General features: G+C 67.6%; 11 protein-coding genes, 1 tRNA gene and 1 pseudogene. 8 read left to right on the top strand and 5 right to left on the bottom strand.

Annotation, left to right across the window (positions count from 1 at the left end; translation table 11 throughout):
* Positions 1–13: 13 nt before the first annotated feature.
* Positions 14–775 (top strand): VIT1/CCC1 transporter family protein, encoded by a 762-nt coding sequence (locus tag ACXMYJ_RS10715; protein WP_443187953.1) that lies wholly within the window; start codon positions 14–16, stop codon positions 773–775.
* On the opposite strand, the gene ACXMYJ_RS10710 is transcribed toward ACXMYJ_RS10715, so the two are convergent.
* Both ACXMYJ_RS10710 and ACXMYJ_RS10705 read right to left on the bottom strand, forming a co-directional pair.
* On the bottom strand, positions 776–1,990 hold the full coding sequence (locus ACXMYJ_RS10710; protein WP_443187954.1) for an MFS transporter: 1,215 nt from the start codon (positions 1,988–1,990) through the stop codon (positions 776–778).
* Positions 1,991–2,027: 37 nt separating this feature from the next.
* The gene (locus ACXMYJ_RS10705) at positions 2,028–2,468 is read right to left on the bottom strand and encodes a MarR family winged helix-turn-helix transcriptional regulator (protein ID WP_460356005.1); all 441 of its coding nucleotides are present in this window, start codon (positions 2,466–2,468) and stop codon (positions 2,028–2,030) included.
* A 105-nt stretch (positions 2,469–2,573) separates the two neighbouring features.
* Between ACXMYJ_RS10705 and ACXMYJ_RS10700 the strand changes: the two genes are divergently transcribed.
* The 6 genes from ACXMYJ_RS10700 (at position 2,574) to ACXMYJ_RS10675 (ending at position 9,334) form a co-directional block, all read left to right on the top strand.
* Positions 2,574–4,619 (top strand): ATP-binding cassette domain-containing protein, encoded by a 2,046-nt coding sequence (locus tag ACXMYJ_RS10700; protein WP_443187955.1) that lies wholly within the window; start codon positions 2,574–2,576, stop codon positions 4,617–4,619.
* On the top strand, positions 4,616–5,461 hold the full coding sequence (locus tag ACXMYJ_RS10695; RefSeq protein ID WP_460356001.1) for an energy-coupling factor transporter transmembrane component T family protein: 846 nt from the start codon (positions 4,616–4,618) through the stop codon (positions 5,459–5,461). The genes ACXMYJ_RS10700 and ACXMYJ_RS10695 overlap by 4 nt, the downstream gene beginning before the upstream one ends.
* Before the next feature lie 19 nt (positions 5,462–5,480).
* Positions 5,481–6,995: a TldD/PmbA family protein gene (locus tag ACXMYJ_RS10690; RefSeq protein ID WP_260754075.1), complete on the top strand. Its 1,515-nt coding sequence runs from the start codon at positions 5,481–5,483 to the stop codon at positions 6,993–6,995.
* A 4-nt stretch (positions 6,996–6,999) separates the two neighbouring features.
* Positions 7,000–8,373 (top strand): metallopeptidase TldD-related protein, encoded by a 1,374-nt coding sequence (locus tag ACXMYJ_RS10685; protein WP_460355999.1) that lies wholly within the window; start codon positions 7,000–7,002, stop codon positions 8,371–8,373.
* 7 nt (positions 8,374–8,380) lie between these two features.
* Positions 8,381–9,223, top strand: a complete 843-nt coding sequence (locus ACXMYJ_RS10680) for a carboxymuconolactone decarboxylase family protein (protein WP_260754072.1) — start codon at positions 8,381–8,383, stop codon at positions 9,221–9,223.
* A 37-nt stretch (positions 9,224–9,260) separates the two neighbouring features.
* Positions 9,261–9,334 (top strand) — tRNA-Ile (locus ACXMYJ_RS10675).
* A gap of 43 nt (positions 9,335–9,377) precedes the next feature.
* On the opposite strand, the gene ACXMYJ_RS10670 is transcribed toward ACXMYJ_RS10675, so the two are convergent.
* The gene (locus ACXMYJ_RS10670) at positions 9,378–10,154 is read right to left on the bottom strand and encodes a nucleotidyl transferase AbiEii/AbiGii toxin family protein (RefSeq protein WP_460355996.1); all 777 of its coding nucleotides are present in this window, start codon (positions 10,152–10,154) and stop codon (positions 9,378–9,380) included.
* Positions 10,144–10,797, bottom strand: a complete 654-nt coding sequence (locus tag ACXMYJ_RS10665) for a type IV toxin-antitoxin system AbiEi family antitoxin domain-containing protein (RefSeq protein WP_460355994.1) — start codon at positions 10,795–10,797, stop codon at positions 10,144–10,146. The genes ACXMYJ_RS10670 and ACXMYJ_RS10665 overlap by 11 nt, the downstream gene beginning before the upstream one ends.
* 159 nt (positions 10,798–10,956) lie before the next feature.
* Between ACXMYJ_RS10665 and ACXMYJ_RS10660 the strand changes: the two are divergent.
* Positions 10,957–11,049, top strand: a pseudogene (locus ACXMYJ_RS10660) (P-loop NTPase family protein); the annotation flags it as partial.
* A 145-nt stretch (positions 11,050–11,194) separates the two neighbouring features.
* Here ACXMYJ_RS10660 and ACXMYJ_RS10655 read toward each other — a convergent pair.
* Complete coding sequence (locus ACXMYJ_RS10655; protein ID WP_460355992.1) at positions 11,195–12,346, bottom strand: hypothetical protein; 1,152 nt, start codon at positions 12,344–12,346, stop codon at positions 11,195–11,197.
* Positions 12,347–12,821: the final 475 nt, after the last annotated feature.

Genomic DNA, 12,821 nt, shown 5'->3' with positions numbered 1-12,821 from the left:
TTCAATCAAGCCCATGACGCAGCCGTCCGAGGGGCCGTCCGAGGCGCCACTGCAGGGGCCTCTGTCCCCGACCGGCAAGCCGCACGTCGCCGGCCATCGACATTCCGATGTGACCGGAGGTTGGTTGCGCGCGGCGACATTCGGCGCGATGGACGGTCTGGTGAGCAACACCGCCCTGATCGCGGGCGTGGCCGCCAGCGCCGACGCGCACACCGTCGTCATCAGCGGCGTGGCCGGATTGCTGGCCGGCGCGTTCTCGATGGCGCTGGGGGAGTACACGTCGGTGACGACGGCGAACGAGCAGATCGAGTCGGAGGTGCGGGTGGAGCGCCGCGCGTTCAAGAACTATCCGCAGGCCGAGCGCGCCGAGTTGGTGGCGATGCTGACCGACATGGGGATGAGCCCGGAGACCGCCGCCAAGGCCACCGAGGAGATCCACCGGGACGAGCACAAGGCCATGAATTTCCATCTCGTGCAGGAGCTTGGGGTGGATCCCCGCGAGAAGCCGTCGCCGTGGGTCGCGGCGATCTCGTCATTCTTCCTGTTCGCCGTCGGCGCGATCATCCCGTTGATTCCGTATCTGCTCGGCTACGAATCGCTGTGGGCCGGTCTGGCGTGCGGCGGGGTCGGGCTGCTGCTGGCCGGGGGCGTGGCGGCGCGCTTCACCCGCCGGCCGCTGATCTGGGCGGCGTCGCGGCAGCTGCTTCTCGGCGGAGTGGCGATCGCCGCGACCTATCTGGTCGGTTATCTGATCGGCGCTGCGGTGACCGGGTGATCAGCTGTCGCTGCCCACGGTGACCGCGCGCGCCTGATCGGTGAGCTCGTCGAGTTCGCTCTCCTCGACGTCGATGTGGCGCAGATGTCCGCGCGTCGCGACGAGGACGCCGGCCGCCAGCAGCAGCGCCGCCGTGCCCACCCAGAACGGCAGATGCACGTTCACCTGCTCGCCGAGCACGCCGGCCAGCCACGGCGCCACGGCGGCTCCGCCGAAACGCATGAAGCTGTAGGCCGCCGACGCGACACCGCGTTCGACGGGCGCGGCCTTCATCACCGTCTCGGTGATCAACGTGTTGTTGATGCCGATCCACAGTCCGGCGATCACCACGCATGTGGCCAGGACGGCCTTGCTGTCGGTGCCGACGGCCATCACGGCCAGGGTCAGCGCCATCGCGACCAGGTTCACCAGCAACGTCGGCACGGTCCCGAAGCGGCGCTGCAGGCGGGGTGCGACGAACACCGAGGTGAACGCCAGCGCGACACCCCATCCGAAGAAGATGAACCCGATCTGGTGGGCACTCAGGTCGAGCGGGAACGGCGTGAACGCCAGCAACGTGAAGAATCCGAAGTTGTAGAGCAGCGCGGTCACTGCCACCCCGAACAGGGCGCGGTGGCGCAGGGCGCGGAACGGGTCGGCCAGCGTCGTGGCGCGTTCGGCGCGGGGTGTGGCCGGAAGCAGGAACGTGGTCACGACGAGCGCGACGACCATCAGCACGGAGACCCCGAAGAACGGGCCGCGCCACGAGATCGAACCGAGCACGCCGCCGACCAGCGGGCCGACCGCGATGCCGACACCGAGTGCGGCCTCGTACAGGATGATGGCCTGCGCGACCGAACCTTTGGCCGCGTTGACGATGGTGGCCAGCGCGGTCGCGATGAACAGCGCGTTCCCCAGGCCCCACAGCGCCCGCCAGCCGACGATGCCCATCACCGAGTCGCTCATCCCGGCCAGGCCGGCGCCGGCGATGATGATCACCAACCCGAGCAGCAGCGTGCGTTTCGGGCCGATCCGGCTGGACACCACGCCGGTGACCAGCATCGCGACCCCCATCACCGCCATGTAGCTGGTGAACAGCAGCGACACCTGTGACGGCGTCGCGTCCAGGTTGTCGGCGATCGGCTTCAGGATCGGGTCGACGAGGCCGATGCCCATGAACGCGACGACGGAGGCGAACGCGACCGCCCAGACTGCCTTGGGTTGGGAACGAAGCATAGGAGAACTATATAGATCTCCAATGCATCGGCTCAAATCAGCGCGCCCCCGGACCCTGGGTCGTGGCGTCCTCGATGATCCGGCGCATGATGTCCACCGCGCCGGCCAGGCAGTCCCGCTCGGCGTCGGTCAGCCGCTCCAGGTGCGGGTCGATCGCCGCGCCGCGGTCAGCGCGAGCCTGCCGCAGCGCCGCGACGCCCTGCGGGGTGATCCGGATCAGCACCGCCCGTGCATCGTTCGGGTCGGCCGTGCGGGTGACCATGCCGGCGTCCTCCAGGCGGCGCACCTGTGTGGTCATGGTCGGTTGAGAGCAGTGGTCGAGTGCGGCCAGATCGGAGATCCTGGCCTCGCCGCGGTCCTCGATCGTGGACAGCAGGCGCGCCTGCGCGAAGGGCACCGGCATCCGGACCCGCTGATTGGCCAGCCGGTTGATCCGGGCCACCACCGCCAGCAGATCGGATCCGAGCGTCGTCGACATGCGCCCATGGTTACATAGGCGGGGCTATGTAAATCAAGGCGGGCCGTGGTCTCGGTCACAGCCCGGGCTGTCTGCCCGCGGCGGTACGACTGGCAGAATCGTGTGATGACATCGGCCGGACCGGAGCGCGTCCTTCGACGGACCGGCCCGCTCCAACCGGTCGAACTGGCCCAGGCCGCCGTCATGGCCGCGCTGTGCGCGGCGATCGCGATCATCGCCGTCGTGGTGCCCTTCGCCGCCGGACTGTCGCTGCTCGGGACCGTACCGATGGGGCTGCTCGCCTACCGATACCGGCTGCGGGTGCTGCTCGCCGCAACGGTGGCCGGCGGGATCGTCGCCTTCCTGATCGCCGGAATGGGCGGCTTCATGACCGTCGTGAACTGCGCCTACATCGGCGGCCTGACCGGGATCGTCAAACGTCGCGGCCGCGGCACACCGACCGTCATCGCCTGCGCGCTGGTGGCCGGCGCGTTGTTCGGGCTCGTCATCGTCGCCGCCCTGGCCGTGTTGAGCCGGCTGCGCAACCTGATCTTCGAATCCGTCACCGCCAACATCACCGGTCTGGCCGCGGTCCTCGAGCGCATCCCCGGCCTGGAGAGTCTCGCCGCGCGGCTCACCCGCGATTTCGCCACCGCGCTGCACTACTGGCCGTTCCTGTTCTTCGCCTCGGGCGTCGTCAGCATCACGTTCGTCAGCCTGGTGGGCTGGTGGGCGCTGTCGCGGGTGTTGGGCCGCCTGCTCGGCGTGCCCGACGTGCACAAGCTGGAAGCCCCTACCGACATCGGCGCCGTGGCTCCGGTTCCCCTGGAGCTGCGCGACGTCCGCTTCCGTTACCCCAACACCGACCACGACGCCCTCGGCCCGGTCTCGTTGCAGGTCCGCCCCGGGGAGCATCTGGCGGTGACCGGCGCCAACGGCTCGGGCAAGACGACGCTGATGCTGGTGTTGTCCGGGCGCGAACCCACCGCCGGGACCGTGGAGCGCCCGGGCGCGGTCGGATTGGGCAGGATCGGCGGCACCGCGGTGGTGATGCAGCATCCGGAGAGCCAGGTGCTGGGCACCCGTGTCGCCGACGACGTGGTGTGGGGCCTGCCGCCGGGGGCCGCCATCGACGTGGACCAGCTGCTCGCCGAGGTCGGGCTCGACGGGTTCGCCGAGCGCGACACCGGCGGACTGTCCGGTGGCGAACTGCAGCGGCTTGCGGTCGCCGCCGCGCTCGCCCGCGACCCGGCGCTGCTGATCGCCGACGAGGTCACCAGCATGGTCGACCAGGACGGCCGCGAGGCGCTGATGTCGGTGCTGTCTGGGCTGACCACGCGGCATCGGACCGCGCTGGTGCACATCACCCACTACAACAACGAGGCCGAGGCCGCCGACCGCACGGTGATGCTGGCCGGCAACGGCGCCGCCGACAACACCGAGATGGTCGAGCAGGCGGAGGTGCCGGCACCGGCGGCAGCTCCCGACGCGACGCGAGGAGTCCCCGTCCTCGAGCTCGTCGGCGTCGGCCACGAGTACGGCAGCGGGACACCATGGGCGAAGGCCGCACTGCAGGACATCGACCTCACGGTGCACGAGGGCGACGGTGTGCTCATCCACGGCCTCAACGGCTCCGGTAAGTCCACACTGGCCTGGATCATGGCCGGCCTGACCGTGCCCACCACCGGCAGTTGCCTGCTCGACGGCAAACCGGTGTCCGAACAGGTTGGGGCCGTGGCGATCTCATTCCAGGCCGCGCGGCTGCAGCTGATGCGCAGTCACGTCGCCCACGAGATCGCCTCGGCCGCGGGATTCTCGGTGCGCGACAGCGACCGGGTCATCGCCGCGCTGGCCAGCGTCGGACTCGACCCGGGCCTGGCGATGCGACGCATCGACCAGCTCAGCGGGGGCCAGATGCGTCGGGTGGTGCTGGCCGGTCTGCTGGCACGCTCACCCAGGGCCCTGATCCTCGACGAACCGCTCGCCGGTCTGGACGCCGAATCACAGCGGGGTCTGTTGCGGCTGTTGGAGGATCTGCGCCGCCGAGAGCGCCTGACCGTGGTGGTGATCTCCCACGACTTCGCCGGCCTCGAGGAGTTGTGCCCGCGCACAGTGCATCTGGAGAACGGTGTGCTGAGTCCCGCCCCGGCCACCGCGGGCGGACGGCCGTGACCGCCGCGGAGCCGCGCAAGCCGCGCCGCCAGGTGGTGCTGCTGCGGCCGGTGCCCGGGGACACTGTCATGCACCGGCTCTGGGCGGGCTCGAAGCTGCTGATCGTCGCGGGGATCGGGGTGCTGCTGACGTTCTACCCGGGCTGGGTGCCGATCGGGGCGGTCGCGCTGCTGGTCGTCGTCGGCGCGGTCATCGCCCGCATCCCGAGGGGCGTGTTGCCCACGATCCCGGGCTGGCTGTGGTTCCTGCTGCTGCTGGGCGGGGTCACCGCCACCTTCGCCGGCGGAAGCCCGGTGCTCGACCTCGGATCCGTCGAGATCGGCCTGGGCGGGCTGCTGAACTTCCTGCGCATCACCGCGCTGTCGATCGTGCTGCTGGGCCTGGGCGCGATGGTGTCGTGGACCACGAATGTGGCCGAAGTCGCGCCCGCGGTGGCCAGGCTCGGCCGACCGCTGCGCGCGCTGCGCATCCCGGTCGACGACTGGGCGGTGGCGCTGGCGTTGGCGCTGAGAGCATTTCCGATGCTTGTCGACGAGTTCAGCGTGCTGTACGCCGCGCGGCGGCTGCGCCCGCGCGAGGTGGACGGCCGCCGCGGTCCCCGGATCCGGCAGCGGTTGTCCAGCCTGATCGACCTGCTCGCCGCCGCTGTCACGGTGGCGTTGCGCCGCGCCGACGAGATGGGCGACGCGATCACCGCGCGGGGCGGGGCCGGACAGATCTCGGCCGTCCCGTCCGGGCCCAAACGCCGCGACTGGCTGGCGTTCACCGTCGTGATCGCGGTGTGCGGCATCGCACTCGCGCTGGAGCTGACCGTCCTGGGCACCAGCGCCATCCAACGCTGAACCACTACGGTGTGAAGGCGTGACAGCCCGAACCGTCGATCCGGACTTCCTTGCGCTGCCGCGCCACGCGCTCGCCGATGCGGCCCTGACCGCCGCGACGCAGGCGGGCGCCAGCTACGCAGACCTTCGCATCCACGCCATCACCACCGAGTCCGTGCAGTTGCGCGACGGCGCGCTGGAGACCGCGGTCACCGATTACGCGATCGGGCTGGCGGTGCGGGTGATCGTCGACGGCACTTGGGGGTTCGCCTCGCACGCCGAACTGGACACCGCTGCCGCCGCCGACACCGCCCGGCGCGCCGTGCGGATCGCCACCACGCTGGCGCCGTTGAACGCCGAGCGCATCGAACTCGCGCCCGAGCCGGTCTACCGGGACGTCTCCTGGGTGTCGGACTATCGGATCGACCCGTTCGGGGTCCCGGCCCGGGACAAGATCGCGGTGCTGGAGGACTACTCCGGCCGGTTGCTCGCCGCCGACGGGGTGGATCACGTGTCGGCCTGGCTGAACGCGGCCAAGGAGCAGACCTTCTACGCCGATACGTTCGGTTCGGCGATCACGCAGCAGCGGGTACGGGTGCTGCCCAGCCTGGACGCCGTGTCCGTCGACGCGGCGGCCGGGTCGTTCGAGTCGATGAGCACGCTGGCCCCGCCGACCGCGCGCGGTTGGGAAGCGGTGGCCGGTGACGAGGTCTGGGACTGGTCCGGCGAATTGGCCGAACTCCCGACGCTGCTTGCCGAGAAGGTCAAGGCGCCCAGTGTGGTCGCCGGCCCCACCGATCTGGTCATCGACCCCACGAACCTGTGGCTGACCATCCACGAGTCGATCGGCCACGCCACCGAGTACGACCGCGCGATCGGATACGAAGCCGCCTACGCCGGAACGTCGTTCGCCACCCCGGACAAGCTCGGCCGGATGCAGTACGGCTCCCCGGTGATGAACGTGACCGCCGACCGGACCGTGCAGCACGGACTGGCGACAGTGGGCTTCGACGACGAGGGGGTGCGCGCGCAGAGCTGGGATCTGGTGCGCGACGGGGTGTTCGTCGGATACCAGCTCGACCGTGTGTTCGCGCCGCGGCTCGGAGTGGGCCGGTCCAACGGCTGCTCGTACGCCGACTCCGCACATCACGTGCCGATCCAGCGGATGCCCAACGTATCGTTGCAGCCGGGACCGGAGGACCTCGGCGTCGCGGACCTGATCGCGCGGGTGTCCGACGGGCTGTACATCGTCGGTGACAAGAGCTGGTCGATCGACATGCAGCGCTATAACTTCCAGTTCACCGGTCAGCGCTTCTACCGGATCCGTAACGGCAGGCTCGACGGCCAGGTGCGTGACGTCGCCTACCAGGCGACCACCACCGATTTCTGGGGTGCGCTGGAAGCTGTTGGCGGACAGTCCACATGGCGTCTCGGTGGGGCATTCAACTGCGGCAAGGCCCAGCCCGGTCAGGTGGCCGCGGTCAGTCACGGCTGCCCGGCAGCACTGTTCCGGGGTGTCAACGTGCTGAACACGCGTGAAGAAGGCGGGCGCTAGACACATGATCGGAGCACAACTGGTAGTCGAGGTTGCGCTGAATGAGGCGCGCAGGCTCGGCAGAGCAGACGAGACCATCGTGCTGGTGACCGACCGGGTGGATGCGTCGCTGCGGTGGGCCAACAACACAATGACCACCAACGGTGAATCGACCAGCCGCACCACCACCGTCATCTCGGTGGTGCGCAAAGGCGAGGACGCCCACGTGGGGTCGGTGCGTTCCAGTGCTGTGGACCCGGCCGTCATCACCGATCTGGTGTCCGCATCCCAGAACGCGGCGGCGACGGCACCGCCCGCCCGCGACAACGCCCCGCCGCTGCCCGGCGGGGACACCCCGGCCGACTGGGACGCCGGTATCCCGCGCACCGGCGCGGAGGTGTTCGGCGGGGTGGCACAGGCTCTGGCGCAAGGCTTCCGGGGCCGCGACACATTGTTCGGTTTCGCCCGCCACGAACTGGAGACGACGTTCGTCGCGACCTCGACGGGTCTGCGCCGGCGCTTCACGCAGCCGACCGGCTCGGTGGAGATCAATGCCAAACGCGACGGGGCCAGCGCATGGAGCGGGGTCAGCACCGCCGACTTCTCTGACGTGCCAGTGGATTCCATGCTCGACGACCTGGCGACGCGGTTGTCGTGGGCGCAGCGCAGCGTCGAACTGCCGGCCGGCCGGTACGAGACCATCATGCCGCCGTCCACTGTGGCCGACATGATGATCTACCTGATGTGGTCGATGGGCGGTCGCGGCGCTCAGGAGGGCCGCACGGCGCTGGCCGCGCCGGGCGGAGGCACACGGGTGGGGGAGAAGCTCACGTCGCTGCCGCTGACGCTGTACTCCGATCCCCGCGCGCCGGGCCTGGAATGCTCGCCGTTCGTGACGGCGACGAGTTCGTCGGAACGGGCGTCGGTCTTCGACAATGGCATGGCGATCGACCGGGTGGACTGGATCCGAGACGGAACCGTCAACGCGCTGGCCTATCCGAGGGCGGCCGCGGCGGAGTTCGGCCAGCCGGTGGCGGTGGCGGCGGACAACCTGTTGATGACCGGCGGCACGGCGAGCCTGCAGGACATGATCGCCGGCACCGAGCGGGGGCTGCTGCTCACCACGCTGTGGTACATCCGTGAGGTCGACCCCTCGGTGCTGCTGTTGACCGGGCTGACCCGCGACGGCGTGTACCTGATCGAGGACGGCAAGGTCGCCGCCGCGGTCAACAACTTCCGTTTCAACGAGAGCCCACTGGACCTGCTGCGCCGGGCCACCGAGGCCGGCGTCAGCGAGGTCACGTTGCCGCGTGAGTGGGGCGACTGGGCCACCCGCGCCAGCATGCCGTCGCTGCGGATCCCCGACTTTCACATGTCCTCGGTCAGTCAGGCGCAATAATGCGCTGGTGACCGATCACGAGTTGCCTAAGCGGTTGGCAGACATGGCCGCGCTGTCTTCCGGTGAGCCGCGCGCGGACACGCTGATCCGGCTGACCTGCGGGCGGGCGCTGTCGCTGCCGCCGTTGCCGCCCCCGGTCGATCTGGCCGACGAACACACCGAGCATGACGCCGTGCTCGTCGCGTTCGCCGAGCAGTTCACCGTCGACGTGACCGGCATCGGGGACAATCAGCGCCAGCGCTTCCTGAAGACTTTCGGGGACAACGCTTTTCGGGCGGTGGTGGCGATCTACGTCGCTGACTTCCTGCCGCGGGTGTGGGCCGGGTGCGACGCGCTCGGCATCGGTAAGCCCGGGTGGCGGGCCGAGATCCAGCTCGACACGCAGACCGATCCGGTCGGTGCGGTGCTGGGCGGGTTCGTGCCCGCGGTGGCACGGTTGCGCGAGCTGGACCCGGTCACCACCGAGGTGGTGCGGCTGCGCGGGGCCGAGGCGCACGACTGCCGGCTGTGCAAATCGCTGCGCGAAGGTCATGCGCTCGATGCGGGCGGGTCAGAGCAGCTGTATCGCCAGATCGCGGACTTCGAGACGGCCGACGGGCTGACCGCGGCGCACAAGGCGGCGCTGCGCTATGTCGATGCGCTGATCTGGTCGCCGTCGCGCATCGATGCCGGGGTCGCCGAGGAAGTTCGCCGGCATTTCTCCGAGACGCAGCGGCTGGAGCTCACGCTCGACGTGATGCGCAACGCTGCGAACAAGATCGCGGTGTCGCTGGGAGCCGATGCGCCGCGGGTGGCCGAGGGCACCGAACGCTACGAGGTCGACGAGCGGAGCCAGACGATATTCGCCTGACCTGCCGTGTGCGACCATGGTGGCCGCACATCGTGCCGGGGCGGTAGCTCAGTCGGTTAGAGCCGTGGACTCATAATCCATTGGTCGCGGGTTCGAGCCCCGCCCGCCCCACGTCAGAGGGTGTTTTTCAAGATCGAATCTTGGAACTCATCGTTTATTCACCGTTTATGACGGTCTTCGCAGGTCGTATGGCCTGTCGCCAAGCCTCGCGCACCGCGACGAGGGCTTCGGCTGCGGAGACGTTGAGGCGGGTCTGTCCGGCCAGCTGGGCCTGCCACTCGGCGTCCGTCGGGGCCCGGTCGAACATGCGCAGCGTCGGCGCCTTGTTGGTTGGTCCGTACCGCCGAAACAGCGCGGCGGCCTCCGCGTCGATAGCACCGACCCGGCTCAGCGCCCACAGGTCCCAGAGGTCGCGGGCTGCGTGCCGGTCCGTCCATGTCGCCGTCTTCGACGCCGCGAACGCGGGGAGGGTCGGCACAAGCAGTTCAGCAGCGGGTGCGTCCGCATAGCGCTGAAACAGAGCGCGGCGTTCCGTCGGCCAGACGACCCGGTCGCGTGCGGAGAGCAGTTGGAGGCGGACCGGGCGTCCGTCCGACGGGCGCAACAGCACCGGCAGGGTGTCTGCAGTACCGCTGAGTGCGGGTTCGACGGTCAGCCGGCCATGGGTGCGCGCGACGGCGCGGGAGAGTGTGGCGTCGAGCTCGGCGGCCAACTCTTTGCGGCTGCCGATGGCGATGAGGTCGATGTCTTCACTGAGCCGTCCGTCGGGGAGGTGGGTGCGTGCCAGGGCGGTGCCGCCGATGAAGTGGAGGTGGTCACCGAACTCACGGCTGAGGAACGCGAGGATGTGGGAAATGAGGTGGTCGCGCTCGACTTGTTCGGTGGACACGCCGAACTGCGTGGCGACCGAATCGCGTTCGTCAGGATCCATGAGCAACCCCTGCCCAGTCTTCTGCCCGACGCAGGGAAGCCAGGCGGCGCTGTGCGGTGGCGAGCTGGCGCAAACGGTCTGGATCCGCTCGTGCGTAGAGGGCTTCGACGGCGGCGGGGACGTCGGCTGCGCTGTCGCCGAGGGTGGGACGGTGCGCGAGGTCGAGGATGGTTTGTTCGGGCGTCGTTGCCAGTGTGGGGCCCAGGTCAGTGCGGACGCGTTCGGCGTCGAGTTCTGCGGTGTTGCGTTTGACGAACCGTACGACCGCCGGCCGGTCGGTGAGTGTGATGGGGCGGTGTTGGCGCGGTACCGCCACGATGGCGGTTGCCAATGCACGAGGAATCGCGCCGTGCAGGCGCGCGGCGCTGAGTCCCATGACGACGATGTCGTCATGGCCGTAGATCGTCGTGGCGATTCCGGCGGCGGCGACTTCCAGATCAGGAATCCATTTGCGGCGCAACATTTCTTGGGGAATGACGACGTAGTAACCGTTGGCGAGGCGATGGAGCAGGCCGCGCTCGTGGAGCCGCGCGATCTCGGGGCCCGGGTATGCGTAGGTGTCCTCGGCCTGCCCGGTGCGGAAGGTACGCAGTGGGCGCGCGGCGAGGCCGGCGGGGACCGCCGTGCTGTGTCGCCTTGCCATAATCCATCCTCCATTGTGCGAATCATAGGCTATTAACCTATAAAATGCATACTTTTCAAGTTTATTGACCGTCGGGATCTTCGACTGCGCGGTCGAGCAGATCGGCCACTTGTGTATGGACCCGGCCGCGGCTCATGTAGCGGTCTTGAGTCATGCTCATCCGCCCAAGGCGTCACCGCCGACACCAGCCACGCCGTCCTCGGCGAAAGCGCCACCCGAAACCTGCTCTACGTAGCCATGACTCGCGGCCGCCAACATAGTTATTCCTCTGCGTCACTTGACGCTGCGGTCTGCCGTGCATCGCATGCGTCGTCTGTGCTGGGGCAGCGCTGGTCGAATTGGCTAATCCCGCGGCGCTGAGCGTCCGATTAACGCAGTAACAAGCGCGGCCTGACACTTAGTACTCCATGTTTACGTGCCATTCCCACTGGGCAGCTTCCTCGTCTACGAACTGATCAAACCGTTCAGCTTCGAGCGCTGCATTGACCTTGTTGCAAAACTCTCGGTCGTACCGGACGTCAAGTCCAGCTTGGATCCAGGTCCACGCCGGCCACATAAGAATGTCGGCTACCTCGGCCTCCCATCCATCGAAGACGGCGCACACCTTCGTGAAGTCACTCTCCGCGGCGGGCACCAGTGAGAATTGCGGGCTATGGCGTACTCGGGTCATATTTCCCGGAATCGCCCCCACTCCAGGAGCATGAAAATAGGTGGTCGCACAATCTTTGCCAAAGGCGCCGTGGCCATACGTGTTCCTATACCTTTCGGCGATGGTGTTAAGCCGTGAGAAGTAGTCGCCCGCGATCCCCGTTAAGTCACCGAGGACGTAACGATACTTGTCAGCCCAGGACAGTTTGATGACCTCGCGGACATCGATCGCCTTCGAATTATGCTCTGCGAAGAAAGGGATGGATAAAACAAGCACATGCTCGATCACGGAAAAGTAGGCGCCGCACATCGCGACGATATTGTAGAACGCTTCTCGTTCCTCTCGTGCGATCCAGAAGCCTCCCCCAGGCGCTTTTTCGGGAATGCGCCCCTTTCCGTCGAGAGCGAGCTGGGCGCCTTCGCGGAAGTACTCGTACGTGAGTCGTAACGCTTGGTACTGATTCTGGAGGGTCACGTTACCTTCCGCGATTTGGCGGTCGGCAACGTCGGCGAGCAGCAATTCTGCGGAGCGCTGACTGGCTGCGAGGCGCCCTAGAAAACTCCGTGCCCAAGCGTTCGCAGCGTCTTGACTGTCGGTCGGATACGAGAACGATAGCCGGAGGCCGAACTTTCGATGCGAAACGATGAAAAGCCAGTCGCCGTGTGTGAACGGGTATTGCCAGGCCGTCTTTTCCGCCCTCCCCAGGTCCTTGCATCCGCAGCTAACCAGGATGTAGCGAATTAGTGGCGGAACAGGAAATGTCTTCGCAGACATTTGTATCTCGCTGCCCGCGAGTTGGCCGTGTCTGGTTCTGTACCAAGACTGGACCTCGCTTGCATCAACCGGCGTAATCTCTGAGAGCAGATCATCGATGGTCCGCAGCGACTTTTTCTTGGGCACAATTCAGTCATTGTGCCCAACGCGTGATCTCCCGTCCAGCATAGTTTTGGCAGGTAAGTAGAGTCGGCGGTCGTGTTTCCGAATCTTCGGACCGGCGTCGTACTTCCAAAGCCTCTAGGGTGCTTGATTCAGTCGGTTTCGCGTGTAGCCTGCGAGTTTAGGTAAGGGCTCGCGTGAAAGTCCAGCAATAGCGCTTGCGTACCAACCGCGTACCTCCTAGCGACGGCTTTTCCGGATCTTTTGCCTTGACCTGCGCGCTCGCAAACCGCTAGCGCTGGGATGTTCGGTGCAGCATCATCGGTGGCCGTGGGGAGCAATGATCAATACCTGTGGATGAGGCTCGGCGAGGTGGCCTGAAAGTGGGCGCACCTTCCCGAGGATGATCATCACGGAATCAGGTATTCGATCAAGACCGGCGTTGGCGCGCTGGTTGGGAAGGTACGCCCATGCTCACCGTAGTTCACGATGCCGAGGA

The organism is Mycobacterium sp. ZZG (assembly GCF_054786995.1).
The sequence above is the reverse complement of the archived record's forward strand: the minus strand, read 5'-3'. Positions and strand labels throughout refer to the sequence as shown.

Bases quoted from the DNA above. Each gene is read 5' to 3' on its own strand.
- ACXMYJ_RS10715 (WP_443187953.1), top strand. From the start codon at position 14: ATGACGCAGCCGTCCGAGGGGCCGTCCGAGGCGCCACTGCAGGGGCCT.
- ACXMYJ_RS10710 (WP_443187954.1), bottom strand. From the start codon at position 1,990: ATGCTTCGTTCCCAACCCAAGGCAGTCTGGGCGGTCGCGTTCGCCTCC.
- ACXMYJ_RS10705 (WP_460356005.1), bottom strand. From the start codon at position 2,468: ATGTCGACGACGCTCGGATCCGATCTGCTGGCGGTGGTGGCCCGGATC.
- ACXMYJ_RS10700 (WP_443187955.1), top strand. From the start codon at position 2,574: ATGACATCGGCCGGACCGGAGCGCGTCCTTCGACGGACCGGCCCGCTC.
- ACXMYJ_RS10685 (WP_460355999.1), top strand. From the start codon at position 7,000: ATGATCGGAGCACAACTGGTAGTCGAGGTTGCGCTGAATGAGGCGCGC.
- ACXMYJ_RS10670 (WP_460355996.1), bottom strand. From the start codon at position 10,154: ATGGATCCTGACGAACGCGATTCGGTCGCCACGCAGTTCGGCGTGTCC.
- ACXMYJ_RS10665 (WP_460355994.1), bottom strand. From the start codon at position 10,797: ATGGCAAGGCGACACAGCACGGCGGTCCCCGCCGGCCTCGCCGCGCGC.